Here is an 18,550-nt window from a genome sequence, read left to right as displayed (position 1 = left end):
TCTTATCTATATAATGTAAAGTGACCCATTATTTTTCTCTCTTGACCTGATAACTCTTTAAAATATATTGTATACCAGTAATCTCCTGATGGCAACTCTTTACCATCATACGTACCATCCCAACCTTGAGCTTGAACACCATTGAAAGTTTGTATTTTTCTAGCGTATCTATCATAAATAAATACTTTTAAATCATGATATGTTTCAACCTCTAAAGGATACCAATAATCATTAACTCCGTCACCATCTGGTGTGAAAATATTAGGTACATCGATAGTTATATAAACTCCTTCAATTGTTAACTCAGTTATACATCCTCTACTATCCTTTACTTGAATTTTATATTCTCTTGTTTCAAAAATAGTAAACTCATTCTCAGAAGTAAACTCTCCATCATCAATGCTAAAAAAATAAGGAGGTAAACCAAAACTAGCATTGGCTATTAATTTATTTTTCTGAGAATCATCTATTGCCAGTTTTAACTCTTGAATATCTAATACATCTACAGCATCAACTGTAACTGGACATGAACTTACAACATGTTCTACAGTAACTGTATAGTTAGTGCTTGGAGGTATATTAGTAAAGATACCCGTGTCATTAGAAGAAACTAGTGCTCCTGAATCTAATAATGAATATACTACAGCATTCTTATACTCATCTTGTACTGTTGCTGTTAATACATTTCCTAAAGGACATGTATATTCAAAATTAAGTTCTAACTGTAAATCTATAGGCTTAACAGTTTGAATTAAAGGTAAAGATTCTGCGCTACATAAATCACTACTATCTCTAACAGAAATTATATACCTTTTGTTTCCTTCAATTCCTTCAGCTGCTCCTAATACTATTATTCCTTCATTATAAATTCCAGGCAAATCAATACCATTAATACTAACTATATACGTTGCCGAACCAGGTGATATAGCTCCTCCTGTTGCTTCAATCCTAATAACAGGTGATGGGTCAGATAAACAAACTTGTTGAGTTACACCTATCTCTCTTAAAGCTATAGCAGATGGTTCTGCTATTTCTACTTGAATAGTATCATAACACCCTACTTTATCTTTAACAGTAATAGTATATATTCCAGCAGCCAAATTCTCAAATACATTTGTTTTAACAAACTTATTTGGAGGATCTGAACTTATATTATACTCATATCCTAAATTACCTCCTAATGCATTAACAGTAATAGTTCCATCTTTACCTCCATTACAATTAAGATTAGTATGAGTTTCACTTAACTGGATAACATCTGGCTCTTTTATTTCATATAACCCTGTATCAATCTGACATTCATCACCAGCTGCATTTGTACTAAATACTCTGATTTTGTAGTTACCTGCAACTAATCCTGAAAACATATTTGAAGGTTGTTTAGGCCTTAAAATAGTATTAGATGCATCTAATAATTCATATTCATAATTTCCAAGACCTCCTTTGGTTATGGCTGATAAAACACCGTTATTGTCTCCATTACAGGTAACAAATCCAGATACTACTCTTAGACTTGAAACTAATTCATCGTAAGGATCAACTGTTACTAAAGTAAATGGTTCAGATGTACATCCAAAAGAATCTCTAACATAAAACTTATGCTTACCACCTGCAACACCAAAAATATTAGTATTTATAAAATTAACACCATCAATACTGTAAGTGTAAGGTGCTGTTCCTCCTTGACCTGAAACTACTACGGAAGCTAAATTTCTATCACAAGTTATTGCGTTGGTTACAGAAGCACTGGCTACTACCTTAATAGGGTCAATAATTTGAACATCTATAGGTAAACTTTGACAAGAGTACTCATCATATACAATAACTTGATAATCGCCTGCTTTCAAGTTTTCAAACAAAGTACTTGACTGATTTGCAGATACAGTTCCGTCTGGATATGTTAACGTATATGTGTAAGAAGCTATAGTTCCTTGGCCTCCTGTTGCATTAGACATAGAGATCGTTGCTGTTTGCTCTCCATTACACAAATTATTCACAACGCTATAATTCGCTGTTATAGGAGTAGGGTCAAATAATTCAAACATTATTGTTTCTGTACAATTATTAAGGTCTCTTACAGTTGCAGAATATCTTCCTGCATCTAAACCAACAATAACAGCATTTCTATTGAAACTTTGTTTTACTTGTCCTGTTGTGGTATTTACCAATTCATATTCAAAATTACCCCAACCTCCAGTTGCATTTAACATAACTTCACCAGTGCTTGGCCCAACACAACTAATTAAAGTAGGCGTTGCAGTTAGAGCTAAATCACTTCCTGGACCAGCAATAGTAAATTCTGCTGAATCTCTTACACAGTCAGGCGTTGCTGTCATTGTTAATCGGATGATGTAATTACCTGCCGATAAACCTGCTACATTCTGCGTTACATTTCCTACTCCTGAGCCTCCTAATCCCGGAACTACTACTAATCCTGGAGAAGTTAAAACTTGATAAGTATAAGGTCCTGTATAAGGTGTACTTGAATCTACAATAAAACTAACTTCACCATTATTTCCTCCGAAACATGATACCGAACTCACTGGTGTAACATTAACTATATGATCAACTGGTTCAGCTACTGTATAACGTGTACTCAATGTACATCCTGTTGTTGGATGAGTTACTGTTATGGTATAAGTATCTGCTGGTAAACTATAACCTACTGGAATAGCTACTCCACTATTTACTGGTGTAACTGCTGCATAACCCGATCCTGTTACATCTCCTACAATTGTAATCGTTGCTCCTGTTATTGGATTCGTAGAATTAAATATAATCGAAATATCCTCTTCATTATTACAGTCTAATGCTGTTACCTGACTTGCTGTTATATCCGTAATTCGTTCAAATGCTGGTAATGTTTCTGTTGCTGATACATTAGTACACCCTTTATTATCCACTATACGAATATAATAGTCTCCTCCTGATTCATCGGTAATTGTATAGGTATAAGTCTCGGCTACTCCTGCTCCTGTTACCGATAATCCTGAGGTAATTTTAACATCACCTCCCGATGCTACTTTATATAACTCGACTGTATAAGATCCGCTTCCTCCAGTAACTCCTCCACTATTAAATACTAAAGTAGCATTAGTCGTTGCATTACCTGATGCACAACTGAAATCATTTACTGATAATATTGGTACAACTATTGGATCATAATCATCTATCGTAATTGTTGTAGCTGGTGATAAACATCCATTTGTCGCTGTTCCAATTACATCATAAGTTCCTGCTGGTAATCCTGTAATTGCACTCGTTGCTGAATCCCATGTCCCTGTTACAACTCCTCCTGGATTCGTTATCGCTTGGTAAGTTACTGGGATCATTCCAGACGGAGCAGTAATATTTATTCGCCCATTAGAATCTCCATCGCATATAGCATCAACTCCTACTGCTGTAAATGTTGGAATTACTGCTGCCGCTACATCTATTGTCTTGGTTATTGAACAACCAGATAATACATCGGTAACTATTACACTATAAATACCTGGCGTTCCTGCCGGTATATCAAAGTTTGCTGTCTTTGTTACTGCTCCAGCTAAAATTGTTCCTCCATCTACTGATACTAACCCTGAATTCTGAATATCATATGTATAATCTCCACCTGATCCTGAAATTACCGATAATTCATAAACTCCATTGTTTGGTATACAATCTAATGCTGTTACTAAATTCGTAGTGAAATCTAAATCTGAATGAATCGTAGCTATTTGCGTAGCTACTGCTCCACATCCTTTATCATCTTCTACTTGAACTGTATACGTTCCAGCTGCTAATCCAACAAACTCATTGTTTGGATCTAACTGACTACGTAACTCTGTCGTTCCTGCAGCATCCAATAATGTATATTTATATGATCCTGTTCCTCCTGTTGCATTTACTTCTATAACTCCTCCTGCTGCAACACATGCATTATGATTTATCACTAAGCTAAAGCCTACTTGTGAAGGGTTCGCTAAATTAACTTCTGTCTCTACAACACATCCTTCAGAATCTCGAACCTGAATAACATAATCATCTGAATTTAAATTCTGAAACAAGTTGTTCGGTGAATATGGTGCTACCTCTACTCCTGGTACTAATATCGTTCCACGTATTAATCGATATCTATAGTCTCCCCATCCGTTGCTTGCAAATACTGAAATACTTCCATCTGATCCATTTATACAACTAATTGGATTTAATGTTGGTACAACTGTAAGACCTCCTGATGGACCAGCAATAGTAAATTCTGCTGAATCTCTTACACAGTCAGGCGTTGCTGTCATTGTTAATCGGATGATGTAATTACCTGCCGATAAACCTGCTACATTCTGCGTTACATTTCCTACTCCTGAGCCTCCTAATCCCGGAACTACTACTAATCCTGGAGAAGTTAAAACTTGATAAGTATAAGGTCCTGTATAAGGTGTACTTGAATCTACAATAAAACTAACTTCACCATTATTTCCTCCGAAACATGATACCGAACTCACTGGTGTAACATTAACTATATGATCAACTGGTTCAGCTACTGTATAACGTGTACTCAATGTACATCCTGTTGTTGGATGAGTTACTGTTATGGTATAAGTATCTGCTGGTAAACTATAACCTACTGGAATAGCTACTCCACTATTTACTGGTGTAACTGCTGCATAACCCGATCCTGTTACATCTCCTACAATTGTAATCGTTGCTCCTGTTATTGGATTCGTAGAATTAAATATAATCGAAATATCCTCTTCATTATTACAGTCTAATGCTGTTACCTGACTTGCTGTTATATCCGTAATTCGTTCAAATGCTGGTAATGTTTCTGTTGCTGATACATTAGTACACCCTTTATTATCCACTATACGAATATAATAGTCTCCTCCTGATTCATCGGTAATTGTATAGGTATAAGTCTCGGCTACTCCTGCTCCTGTCACCGATAATCCTGAGGTAATTTTAACATCACCTCCCGATGCTACTTTATATAACTCGACTGTATATGATCCACTTCCTCCAGTAACTCCTCCACTATTAAATACTAAAGTAGCATTAGTCGTTACATTACCTGATGCACAACTGAAATCATTTACTGATAATATTGGTACAACTATTGGATCATAATCATCTATCGTAATCGTTGTAGGTGCTGATAAACATCCATTTGTCGCTGTTCCAATTACATCATAAGTTCCTGCTGGTAATCCTGTAATTGCACTCGCTGCTGAATCCCATGTCCCTGTTACAACTCCTCCTGGATTCGTTATCGCTTGGTAAGTTACTGGAATCAAACCTCCTGTAGTAGTAATATTTATTCGCCCATTAGAATCTCCATCGCATATAGCATCAACTCCTACTGCTGTAAATGTTGGAATTACTGCTGCCGCTACATCTATTGTCTTGGTTATTGAACAACCAGATAATACATCGGTAACTATTACACTATAAATACCTGGAGTTCCTGCTGGTATATCAAAGTTTGCTGTCTTTGTTACTGCTCCAGCTAAAATTGTTCCTCCATCTACTGATACTAACCCTGAATTCTGAATATCATATGTATAATCTCCACCTGATCCTGAAGTTACCGATAATTCATAAACTCCATTGTTTGGTATACAATCTAATGCTGTTACTAAATTCGTAGTGAAATCTAAATCTGAATGAATCGTAGCTGTTTGCGTAGCTACTGCTCCACATCCTTTATCATCTTCTACTTGAACTGTATACGTTCCAGCTGCTAATCCAACAAACTCATTGTTTGGATCTAACTGACTACGTAACTCTGTCGTTCCTGCAGCATCTAATAATGTATATTTATATGATCCTGTTCCTCCTGTTGCATTTACTTCTATAACTCCTGCTGCTGCAACACATGCATTATGATTTATCACTAAGCTAAAGCCTACTTGTGAAGGGTTCGCTAAATTAACTTCTGTCTCTACAATACATCCTTCAGAATCTCGAACCTGAATAACATAATCATCTGAATTTAAATTCTGAAACAAGTTGTCCGGTGAATATGGTGCTACCTCTACTCCTGGTGCTAAGATCGTTCCACGTATTAATCGATATCTATAGTCTCCCCATCCGTTGCTTGCAAATACTGAAATACTTCCATCTGATCCATTTATACAACTAATTGGATTTAATGTTGGTACAACTGTAAGACCTCCTGATGGACCAGCAATAGTAAATTCTGCTGAATCTCTTACACAGTCAGGCGTTGCTGTCATTGTTAATCGGATGATGTAATTACCTGCCGATAAACCTGCTACATTCTGCGTTACATTTCCTACTCCTGAGCCTCCTAATACCGGAACTAATCCTGGAGAAGTCAGAACTTGATAAGTATAAGGTCCTATATAAGGTGTACTTGAATCTACAATAAAACTAACTTCACCATTATTTCCTCCGAAACATGATACCGAACTCACTGGTGTAACATTAACTATATGATCAACTGGTTCAGCTACTGTATAACGTGTACTCAATGCACATCCTGTTGTTGGATGAGTTACTGTTATGGTATAAGTATCTGCTGGTAAACTATAACCTACTGGAATAGCTACTCCACTATTTACTGGTGTAACTGCTGCATAACCCGATCCTGTTACATCTCCTACAATAGTAATCGTTGCTCCTGTTGTTGGATTCGTAGAATTAAATATAATCGAAATATCCTCTTCATTATTACAGTCTAATGCTGTTACCTGACTTGCTGTTATATCCGTAATTCGTTCAAATGCTGGTAATGTTTCTGTTGTTGATACATTAGTACACCCTTTATTATCCACTATACGAATATAATAGTCTCCTCCTGATTCATCGGTAATTGTATAGGTATAAGTCTCTGCTACTCCTGCTCCTGTTACCGATAATCCTGAGGTAATTTTAACATCACCTCCCGATGCTACTTTATATAACTCGACTGTATATGATCCACTTCCTCCAGTAACTCCTCCACTATTAAATACTAAAGTAGCATTAGTCGTTACATTACCTGATGCACAACTGAAATCATTTACTGATAATATTGGTACAACTATTGGATCATAATCATCTATCGTAATCGTTGTAGGTGCTGATAAACATCCATTTGTCGCTGTTCCAATTACATCATAAGTTCCTGCTGGTAATCCTGTAATTGCACTCGCTGCTGAATCCCATGTCCCTGTTACAACTCCTCCTGGATTCGTTATCGCTTGGTAAGTTACTGGAATCAAACCTCCTGTAGTAGTAATATTTATTCGCCCATTAGAATCTCCATCGCATATAGCATCAACTCCTACTGCTGTAAATGTTGGAATTACTGCTGCCGCTACATCTATTGTCTTGGTTATTGAACAACCAGATAATACATCGGTAACTATTACACTATAAATACCTGGAGTTCCTGCTGGTATATCAAAGTTTGCTGTCTTTGTTACTGCTCCAGCTAAAATTGTTCCTCCATCTACTGATACTAACCCTGAATTCTGAATATCATATGTATAATCTCCACCTGATCCTGAAGTTACCGATAATTCATAAACTCCATTGTTTGGTATACAATCTAATGCTGTTACTAAATTCGTAGTGAAATCTAAATTATCATATAACGATACAGGTGTTGTAAAAGTAGCAATACATCCATTGCTGTCTTCTACTTGAATTGAATTATAAACAGCAGTAGTTAAACCATCAACAGAATATGTTGTAGCAGTAGTAGCGCTGCTATAATTTGTTCCTCCATCTACTGAATATTTATAAGGAGGAGTACCTCCTGTAACTACTATTTCTATAGACTTATTTGCAGAACAACTGTTTCCAGTAGCTGAAGTTATGGAAGGTACTGGGTTAACAGTTAAAACTTGACTAAATGTTTCTGTACAATTTCTACTATCTGTAATTATTACATCAACCGTAACTGAGGTTGCTCCACCTAAAGAAGCAAAATCAACAGATACTAAATTTCCTGTCAAGGTGTTTGGAATTACGTTAGCTGGAGTACCGGTTTCATATGAGCTTACTGTTGAAATTGTATATCCTGGAAAACCTCCCGATATATTATCAACACTAATAATTCCATCAACACTACATGTAATAACACTATTTATAACATTTAAATCTGCTGTAATTGGAGTACCATTTTTAATTTCAACGTCCCCACTTGCCCATTTACATGTTGGAGTAGCACCTGGCTCTTCTATCAATAAATAATAGGTTCCTGCTGCTAATGGAACTGTTGTTGATACTATAAAATTAGCTCCCGCTGGTACAGTTCCACTTTCAATAGCATTAGTAGATAAAGTTGGTGATAAAGGGACACCTACTTCATATACGTGCCATGTTGCAGAGGCTGCAGTTGCATTACCACTAGAATTATCAACTGTAAAATCTATTGCTCCACTAGCTACACCACACCCTTCTGTTGTTACCAAAGAAGTTATTGGAATAGTATCAGATGAAGTTGGTGGATTAAATGTTCTTGTTTCTTGCTCTATACAATTGGTTACTAAATCTGTAACATAAAATGTATATGTTCTACCTGGTATTAATCCTGAATATGTTCTTGTGTCTCCTCCTACTACATCTGGAGCATCCCAACCTAAAGGAGCTGCTGTTAAAGGTATGTCATCCAAAGCAAAAGCATAAGTGTTAGTCCCTCCAGAAGCTTGAACTTCTACATCCATTCCATCCTGACAATTAATAATATCAAACGTTATATCTATTACTAAACTGCTAAGTGCATAAGTAGTTTCAAGATCAGGAAATTCTCTAAAACATACCTGAACTCCAGTTATATTATTAAATATACGAACTGCAGGAGTTATTATCGAATTTGGAGGTATGCTTGTAAAAGTATTAATCCCATCATCATTAACCCAACTTCCAGATTCATCTCTTACTTGAACAATATAAGGCGCTGCTAAAGCACTTAATGCCGCAGGTAAATCATAATCAAATCCAAATTGAGATTCATTACCAACATAGGGTATACATGTCGTAGGAACAACCCCTGTAACAGTCGCATCTATTTCAGGTAATTCTGTAATTGATAAATCAACAGTAGCCGGTGTCGGTATACATCCATTAGCATCTGTTAAACTAACAGTATAAGTATCTCCCAATAACCCAGGGAAATTAACTGTATTGGTATTTGTTACTACTGTTTGATCAACCGTAGAGCCATTAGTTATGTTTACGGTATAAGGCGGTAAACCATTACTAATAGTAACGTTTACAGTTGAAGTTTCACCAAAACAAACTAGCTCTGGATTAGGTGTTATAACCATACTTGGATCCGTAAACGAATTTACTATTACATTTTCAATTTTAAATGGACAACCATCTCCATCAATTACATATATGTCATATGTATTTGCTATTGGTATGGCAATTGGATTTACATTTGAAAACGTCCCAGCTCCCATTCCATCAGGGACAACAGAATATTGATAACCAGCTCCAGATCCTCCTATTGGATTAACTAAAATCTGACCGGCAGTACTACAACTTATATCTGTAGAACTTGCAGTAGCACTCAATTCATTATTTACATCATCATTAGCTGTAGCTGAACAACCATTATTATCTGTAATATTAACTACATGATTCTGTGCTCCTAAGCCAGTAAACGTATGTGTCAATGTATTTATGGATACTGCTGTTCCTCCGTTTATAGATACTAAGTATGGTAACTCTCCTCCTGTTATCGTGATAGCAACTTCCCCATTAGTCCCATTATAACAGTTTGTTCCTACTGCAACTACTGATAACGGTGTTGGTGATGTTACAACCACCTCAAATGGTACTGAACTACAAACTCCTGATACATCTGTTGCTACTACCCAATAAGAACTTCCTCCTACTGTTCCTGCGACATTTGTAAATGGTACTGTAGTTTGAAGCGGTACTCCTGTTGCTGTTGCATTATCATATAATGCATAAGTGTAAGCTGCTCCATTTCCTCCTGTTGCACTCGGGTCTAATGTTGCACCTGTAGCTGGTGCACAGGTTACGCCTTTTAATAAATTTACTCCTGTAACTACTACTGGATCTGGTTGAGTTATTACTACTGTTCCTGCAGATACCTCACATGAAGTATTTCCTGTCTCTCTAACTTCTACATTATAAGTACCTGCAGTTAAATTAGTCACTGTAAATGGAGTTACATTCGTTCCAGCTCCACCTAATGGTAACCAAGTTGTTCCGCCATCTATACTATACTCATAAGTACCAGCTGCAGTACTTGTTAAATTGTCTACTTTAATTTCAATTGTACCATCACTTCCTCCATTACAAGTTACTGGTGTTCCTAATGAACTTCCTCCTAATTCTTTATTAGCTTCTACTCGTACTGCAATATCTTTTGTACAATTACGTCCATAATCTACTTCAACTGTATAGTCACCTACTGCTAGATTAGGAAAAATTCCTGTAGTATTTGATATTCCTCCTGGTGAGACTGTATATGTAACTCCTGCAGGCAACGGAACTGCTGTTATTGTTACATTTGCTGTTCCATTACAATTATAAACAACTGATTCATTAAGGGTAGGCTCTGTTGGTAAAGCATCAATAACCACGTCTGTATAAATTAACTCACATCCGTTTCCATCTTCTACTTTAACATCATAAATTCCTGATGGTAATCCACTAACTGTAGTTGATGTTGTTGATGCAAATACTCCACTTCCATCAATTCCATAGAAATAAGTATAAGTTCCGGTTCCAGTTCCTCCTGTTGGCTCTGTAAAAGTTATCGTCCCTTGTGTTACTCCTGTCGGTGAACATTCTAAATCTGTTGCTACTGGATTTGCTCCTGTAATTGCTGTGGGAGCAGTGATTATTGCTTGTGTCGTTATTGGACAGTTGTTTGAATCCCTTACTGTAATATCATAAGTTCCTGGTGCTAAATTTGGATAATTTATTGGACTTGAAGCCAATAAAACACCTAACTGAGGAGCTATAGGTGTAGCTCCTACTGATCCAACTATAGTAATATCATAAGGCCCTTGACCTCCTCCAATTGTTAAACTAAAACTACCATTATCTGAACTACATAAAGGCTGTCTTACTGTTGTACTTGCCGTAGGGTTTGCGATCTGATTAATTACAATATCCTGTAAAATTAATGGACAACCTGCACTGTCTAATACATAAACATCATATGTTCCTGCTGATACATTTAAAGAATTACTTCCCACATAATCTCCTACTGCTGGAACTACACCATCCGCTACAATTGCATATGTATAACCTGTTCCTGTTCCTCCAACAGCATTAACCTCTATTCGTCCCGAATCTACACCACAATTTGCATCAGTAGGTACTACTGTTCCTGTTAATTGTGGGTTTACATCATCATTAGCTGTAGCTGAACAACCATTATTATCTGTAATATTAACTACATGATTCTGTGCTCCTAAGCCAGTAAACGTATGTGTCAATGTATTTATGGATACTGCTGTTCCTCCGTTTATAGATACTAAGTATGGTAACTCTCCTCCTGTTATCGTGATAGCAACTTCCCCATTAGTCCCATTATAACAGTTTGTTCCTACTGCAACTACTGATAACGGTGTTGGTGATGTTACAACCACCTCAAATGGTACTGAACTACAAACTCCTGATACATCTGTTGCTACTACCCAATAAGAACTTCCTCCTACTGTTCCTGCGACATTTGTAAATGGTACTGTAGTTTGAAGCGGTACTCCTGTTGCTGTTGCATTATCATATAATGCATAAGTGTAAGCTGCTCCATTTCCTCCTGTTGCACTCGGGTCTAATGTTGCACCTGTAGCTGGTGCACAGGTTACGCCTTTTAATAAATTTACTCCTGTAACTACTACTGGATCTGGTTGAGTTATTACTACTGTTCCTGCAGATACCTCACATGAAGTATTTCCTGTCTCTCTAACTTCTACATTATAAGTACCTGCAGTTAAATTAGTCACTGTAAATGGAGTTACATTCGTTCCAGCTCCACCTAATGGTAACCAAGTTGTTCCGCCATCTATACTATACTCATAAGTACCAGCTGCAGTACTTGTTAAATTGTCTACTTTAATTTCAATTGTACCATCACTTCCTCCATTACAAGTTACTGGTGTTCCTAATGAACTTCCTCCTAATTCTTTATTAGCTTCTACTCGTACTGCAATATCTTTTGTACAATTACGTCCATAATCTACTTCAACTGTATAGTCACCTACTGCTAGATTAGGAAAAATTCCTGTAGTATTTGATATTCCTCCTGGTGAGACTGTATATGTAACTCCTGCAGGCAACGGAACTGCTGTTATTGTTACATTTGCTGTTCCATTACAATTATAAACAACTGATTCATTAAGGGTAGGCTCTGTTGGTAAAGCATCAATAACCACGTCTGTATAAATTAACTCACATCCGTTTCCATCTTCTACTTTAACATCATAAATTCCTGATGGTAATCCACTAACTGTAGTTGATGTTGTTGATGCAAATACTCCACTTCCATCAATTCCATAGAAATAAGTATAAGTTCCGGTTCCAGTTCCTCCTGTTGGCTCTGTAAAAGTTATCGTCCCTTGTGTTACTCCTGTCGGTGAACATTCTAAATCTGTTGCTACTGGATTTGCTCCTGTAATTGCTGTGGGAGCAGTGATTATTGCTTGTGTCGTTATTGGACAGTTGTTTGAATCCCTTACTGTAATATCATAAGTTCCTGGTGCTAAATTTGGATAATTTATTGGACTTGAAGCCAATAAAACACCTAACTGAGGAGCTATAGGTGTAGCTCCTACTGATCCAACTATAGTAATATCATAAGGCCCTTGACCTCCTCCAATTGTTAAACTAAAACTACCATTATCTGAACTACATAAAGGCTGTCTTACTGTTGTACTTGCCGTAGGGTTTGCGATCTGATTAATTACAATATCCTGTAAAATTAATGGACAACCTGCACTGTCTAATACATAAACATCATATGTTCCTGCTGATACATTTAAAGAATTACTTCCCACATAATCTCCTACTGCTGGAACTACACCATCCGCTACAATTGCATATGTATAACCTGTTCCTGTTCCTCCAACAGCATTAACCTCTATTCGTCCCGAATCTACACCACAATTTGCATCAGTAGGTACTACTGTTCCTGTTAATTGTGAATTAATCCTATGAGATGATAGTGTAGAAATACAACCTAAAGCATCCTGAACTTCAATATCATAACTTCCAGCAATCAGTCCAGTAAATGTATGTGTTGCTGAATTAGCTGGAGTTGGTGTTACCCATGGTTCAGAATTAATTCTAAACAAATAATTTGATACACCTTGTGTTACCGTTACCTCAATTTGTCCATTACTTCTATCATAACAATCTGTTGCATTGACTGAATGTAATACTTCAGCTGGTGCTGTTACGGTAACTACATTAGATATATTTGTAGCAACACAGATAGCATTACATCTTGTAGGACAATAAGGTATATCTGAACAAAAATCATTAAACCTTATTTGCTGTAAATTATTACTTCCTCCTGTTGCTGCAGAAAAACCAAGAAAAATTTCATCAGAACCATTAAAATAAGTATTCACTAAATTAGTATCTGTAATCGAACCTGCTAATGTGCCATTTACAGTATAAGACAACGTATTAGTAAATACATTCCAACTCAATTCTACATTGTGCCAATTACCATTTTCTAAATTAGGAAGAGCAACGGCATTAGATAGTATGTTTCTATTTTCTGTATTCCAAATAGAACCATGATCTTGAGGTATATCACCTTTACCTGCACCATTATTCCAAGTGTCTAACTCCAAAGCAAGTCCATTTTGAATACCAAGAGCTCCAAGTCCTTCTCCATGCGTTCCAACAGATGCTTCACCTCTTGGATCATTGTGAAAGATAAATGCAATACCATCAGCACCATTACCATTTTTTGTTCCTAAATAAGCCTGAAAACTAAGTGAAAAACTTTCTGCAAAAGAAATTCTATTTCTCGACATAACATAACCTCTTCTACCATTTACAGCTCTAGTAATTCTTGCCGTATGCTGATCAATCATAAGAGCATCACCAGAAATTAAGAACAAATCATTAATTGTTGTAGTGTCATTTATTACAGGATCATTACACCCAGTAAGAGCAGTTTCAAAAAAGCATTCAGCACAATTTCTACTATCTTGAATATGAATAGTATAATCTGTTGAAGGAGTACCTGCAGCTAAATCAAGGAATACATTTTCATCTTGCCAAGTAATTCCGTCCAAACTATATTTATAAGGTGGAATACCTCCTTGCCCAATAGCTGTTATTGTTGCTCCTCCATTAGTAGCAGCACAAGTTGGGTCTTTTGTTATCGACGCAGTTACTTGAAGTGGTTCAATATCTAATATTGTCTCTGTTCCAATGTTAATTTCACAACTTTGGTCCCTTAATAAAACCGTATAATTACCAGCTGCTAAACCAGTTATAACAAAATTAGCTGTATTTGCTATTTTCCAAACTGTTCCACCATCTATAGAGTACTCATATTCTCCACCATCAAAATTACTTGCAAAAATTGTAATGGTACCACTACCTCCCATTTCACAATAATTTCTAGTACTTCCTAATATATTTCCTCTAAATTCTTCATTCGGTGCTACATTTACTAGAAAATTTCGTGGGCAAGCACGCGGTGCAGTTACAGTAATTGTGTGTGGTCCGTGCTCCTACACTATTGAAAACATTACCTGGTTGTGGAATTCCTCCGTCTAAGCTATAACTATAAGTTAAAGCAGGTGTTGAAGGGGGGGTTAATGTAATATTACCATTTCCATCACAATTATAAGTAATTGAACTTGGAATGTTAGGTATAACGGGTAAAGGTTTAATTTCTATACTAGGTAATGTTACTTCACAATTTTCTGAATCACGAACCGTTAAAGCATAAGTACCTACAGGTAAGTTATTATATTCTAAATCAGAATTATAAACACCATTTATACCGTAACTATAATCAAGTGTTCCACCAGTTGCAGCTGTAAAAGTTATTTGCCCCAAAGTAGTACACGTAAAATCTTGTGTTAAACTAGCTGAACTTACAATAGGTGCTTTATCTTGAATTTGAATATTAGTAATTGAATAAGTACATAAGTAAGAAGGCTTGGATGCTCTAATATCTATGGTATATGTATTCACAGCTAACCCTGGAAAATTACCAGAAACATCCCAATTTACACCTCCGTCAATACTATACTCAACTAAATATCCTTGATTACTACCATTAACCGAAACGTTAATTGAACCGTCAACCTGACCTGTACAAGAAATATCAGTTGAACTATGATTAAACGTTAAAGGAGTTTCGACAGAAACAGTTACAGGATTAGAAATAGTATAACAATTATTGCTATCAATTATCACAAATCTATAAGTTCCTTCGTCACCGTTGGTTACAGTATAAGTATTTGATGTAAAATAAGCTGAAGCAGGAATATCAGAAATTGCAGTATATAAATCTGTTCCTTTATCTGTCCAAACTGCATAATTATATTGACTTCCTGAAGTTAACGTTCCTCCATTTCCTGTTAAAGTAATAATTCCATCAGAAGAACCGCTTGTACAGGAAATATTTTTTGTGGTTGCTGCTGTCAGTGTTAAATCAGTAGCCTGATTAATTATAACATTTTCTGTTATTGAACAATCATCTGTAGTAACTCTAACTTCATATGTACCCCCAGTTGAAACATCAAATGTATAGTCATTAGTACTAATTGGGCCTTGCGGAGTACCAACAACAACACCTCCTTGTAATAAAGTATACGTATAATCCCCAGGTACATTATTTACTTGAATTCTAATTTTACCAATATCTCCTGAACATACTATATGTGTTGGAATTAAATCAATATCTATATCATTATCTTGAATATTAATTGGTCCAAAATCATAGGTACATGAAGCTGCTGTAGGATTGTTAATACGGATTTGTAAATTATAATCACCCGGATTTGTAAGCGCTGAAAACGTATTTGAATTTTGAAATCCTACATCATAACCTGAAGGTCCTGTTAGTCGATACTGATAACCCGCTGGTATACCATTTATTATTATTTGACCATCATTTCCACATGTTATGTCTTTCTTAATAATATCTGGGGTTAATATTGATTTAAATACGTTAAAATAATACGTTGTAAGACATCTTCCATCATACAATACGTCAACTTTATACTCTCCCTCATCAGATATATTTTGAGTAAATGCTGTACCAATTGGATTCCAAATACAACCACTTTGTTCATTTGGACAGCCAGCTGCTGTAACATCTGAACATGAAGTTTCATCTAATTTAGACCATTGAACCGTTGTTCCAGAAGCAGGGTCAAATGGTAAATTAATATCTCTTGAACCACTTGCACCACATAAAAATATTTCAGCTAAATCAATATCTTTATTAGTACAAGTTAACATTCTGTCGGCAAAAGGAATTAATGGGTTTGGTTCAGAGGTATAAGGAATTACAGTAATAATTTCAGTTGTATCAATACAACCAGCTGTAGCCGTTGTTTTAACAGTATAAACCCCTGGTGTTGTTACAACAATAGATTGAGTACTTCCAATTATACCTGAAGCATCGCTCCACTCATAAGCAGCAAAACCACTACCTGCTGTTAATGTTAAGTTAGCACCACATAATATTTCATTTCTTTCATATTTACATCCACTAGTATCTACTAGAAAGTTAGAAGTTCCTACAACCCCAAAACTACATGCATCAAAACTAGCATAACTTTTAACAGTTTTTCTTGGTGCTCCTCCTCTATCACCTTCATAATTAACATATGCTTGATTTTCTATACGGTTTGAACAAACATCTCTTAATTGATTACAATCCGTAACTACTTGGACTTTAAATCGAATATGATATTCTAATCCACCTTCTTCTACCATATCATCTGGTATATTAATGGTTATTTTTCCTCTGAATCCGTTTCCAGATGAAGGTGGTTCATATTGAAATTGAGATGGGTCATTACGATCAATACCAGATGGTAAAATAATATCGGTTTCAATTAAGTCAACGTTTTTTGGTAATTCATCAACAAATACAGTGTTTAGTGCATTATCTGTTCCTACATTTTGAAAGCTCACATCATACCATAGTTCAGCACCTAATGCCAATGAAGTACCAGCAATATCATTTCCCAATGCATCCTCTACCCTTTTAACCATTTGAATTTCTGGCTGAATGATTTCTATAGACATCGCATTCAAAAAAGGCCAGTACACATCTCTACTGGTTGTAAACCGAACATCTGCTGATGTATCTCCATTTCCTATAATACTATTACTTGGATTTGATATACTTAAAATATCTACATCAAACCCTAAGGTATTTGCACTCGCAGGTGTTCTAGTAGTTGTAAGGGTTCCATTTCTGGAGATACTACCATTAAAAAAATTATCTACTGGATTTACAGCATTAGAAATATCAACAGGAACAGGGGTGGGAGTGGAATTATCCATAATTTGAAACCGGTCTCCTCCAAGTCCTCCATCACCTTCTAAAGTTCCTACAATAAATTCAGCTCTTACAGGGCCAGCAGGGATTGTTGTAAAACCACTATAAGTTACATCTACATTTGTTGATCCATCGATGGTAACAAAACCATCGAAAATAGAAATATTTTTGCTAGACTCATTTTGATTTTCATAAATAACAACCATTGTCCATCCTCCTGCTCCACCTAATCCATTAGAGTCATTACCAGTAACTGCTTTTATGTCTGCAGCATAATATTCCCCATTAGCATTTGTTTGTGCGGCTACTTCTGTTGTAATATTTTTATAACAAACGTAAGGTTTTTGAGTTGCTGAACCATCATCATAAATTACTTCTCCTGTTATGTTTTCGTAATTCCCTTCAGGTAACTTAAACTTAATTGTATTAAAATTACTATCTCTAACTTCCTGCCCTTCCCACGTTTCATAAGGATAAATTGCAGCCCAATATAATCCAGCATACACGACTTTTGAACAATTTGGTAAAGCCAATGTTGATTTACTAGATGAAAAAGTAGATCCACTTCCTGTAATACCATCAGCATCGTCAATATCAATGTATTGCATATTTTGCTGTCCATTGTTTAAACTATTAATATCAGAATAGTAATTAATTCCACAACTATCTGTAGAAGTTAATGCATATAAAGTTTGTGTATCAGGAAAACTATCATTAGCATTTAAACTATTCCCAGAAACGGTATAAGTATAATCTCTATACCAAAAACGACAAGTAGCATTCCAAATCCAAATTCTTCCAGAGCTCCTTGTGTAAGTTGTGGCATACTCACGGTTTACAATACTATTGGCTACAAAAGTCATGTTACCTCTAACATTAATACCTCCAGGGGCTAACCTTTGTGAAAACGCTCTGTCAGGCCTAAGCTTAACAGCACTTTCTTTTAGTATTACTTTCCTCTTATTATTTTCTATGTAGTTTCTAACTCTTTTTGCATTCTTATCTTGAGAATACGAACTAGTGCTAATGCCTATTAAAGCTATTAATATTAATGCTATTTTTTTCATGGATTCAGGGGAGAATTTA

At 35.9% G+C, this 18,550-nt stretch carries 2 protein-coding genes; both read right to left on the bottom strand.

Annotated features, from left to right (window positions below):
• Positions 1-2: 2 nt before the first annotated feature.
• Entirely contained in the window at positions 3-14,543 is a 14,541-nt protein-coding gene (locus tag ACMFBB_RS19135) for a lectin-like domain-containing protein (protein ID WP_435262334.1), read from the bottom strand.
• A gap of 46 nt (positions 14,544-14,589) precedes the next feature.
• On the bottom strand, positions 14,590-18,531 hold the full coding sequence (locus ACMFBB_RS19130) for a hypothetical protein (RefSeq protein WP_435262333.1): 3,942 nt from the start codon (positions 18,529-18,531) through the stop codon (positions 14,590-14,592).
• Between the last annotated feature and the right edge of the window lie 19 nt (positions 18,532-18,550).

Origin of the sequence: Tenacibaculum sp. nBUS_03, assembly GCF_051201695.1 — a bacterium.
GTDB lineage: Bacteria > Bacteroidota > Bacteroidia > Flavobacteriales > Flavobacteriaceae > Polaribacter.
This window is presented reverse-complemented; position numbering and strand designations above follow the sequence as displayed.

Excerpts from the sequence above, each read along its gene's own strand:
- ACMFBB_RS19135 (WP_435262334.1), bottom strand. The coding sequence starts at position 14,543 with ATGGGAGGTAGTGGTACCATTACAATTTTTGCAAGTAATTTTGATGGT.
- ACMFBB_RS19130 (WP_435262333.1), bottom strand. The coding sequence starts at position 18,531 with ATGAAAAAAATAGCATTAATATTAATAGCTTTAATAGGCATTAGCACT.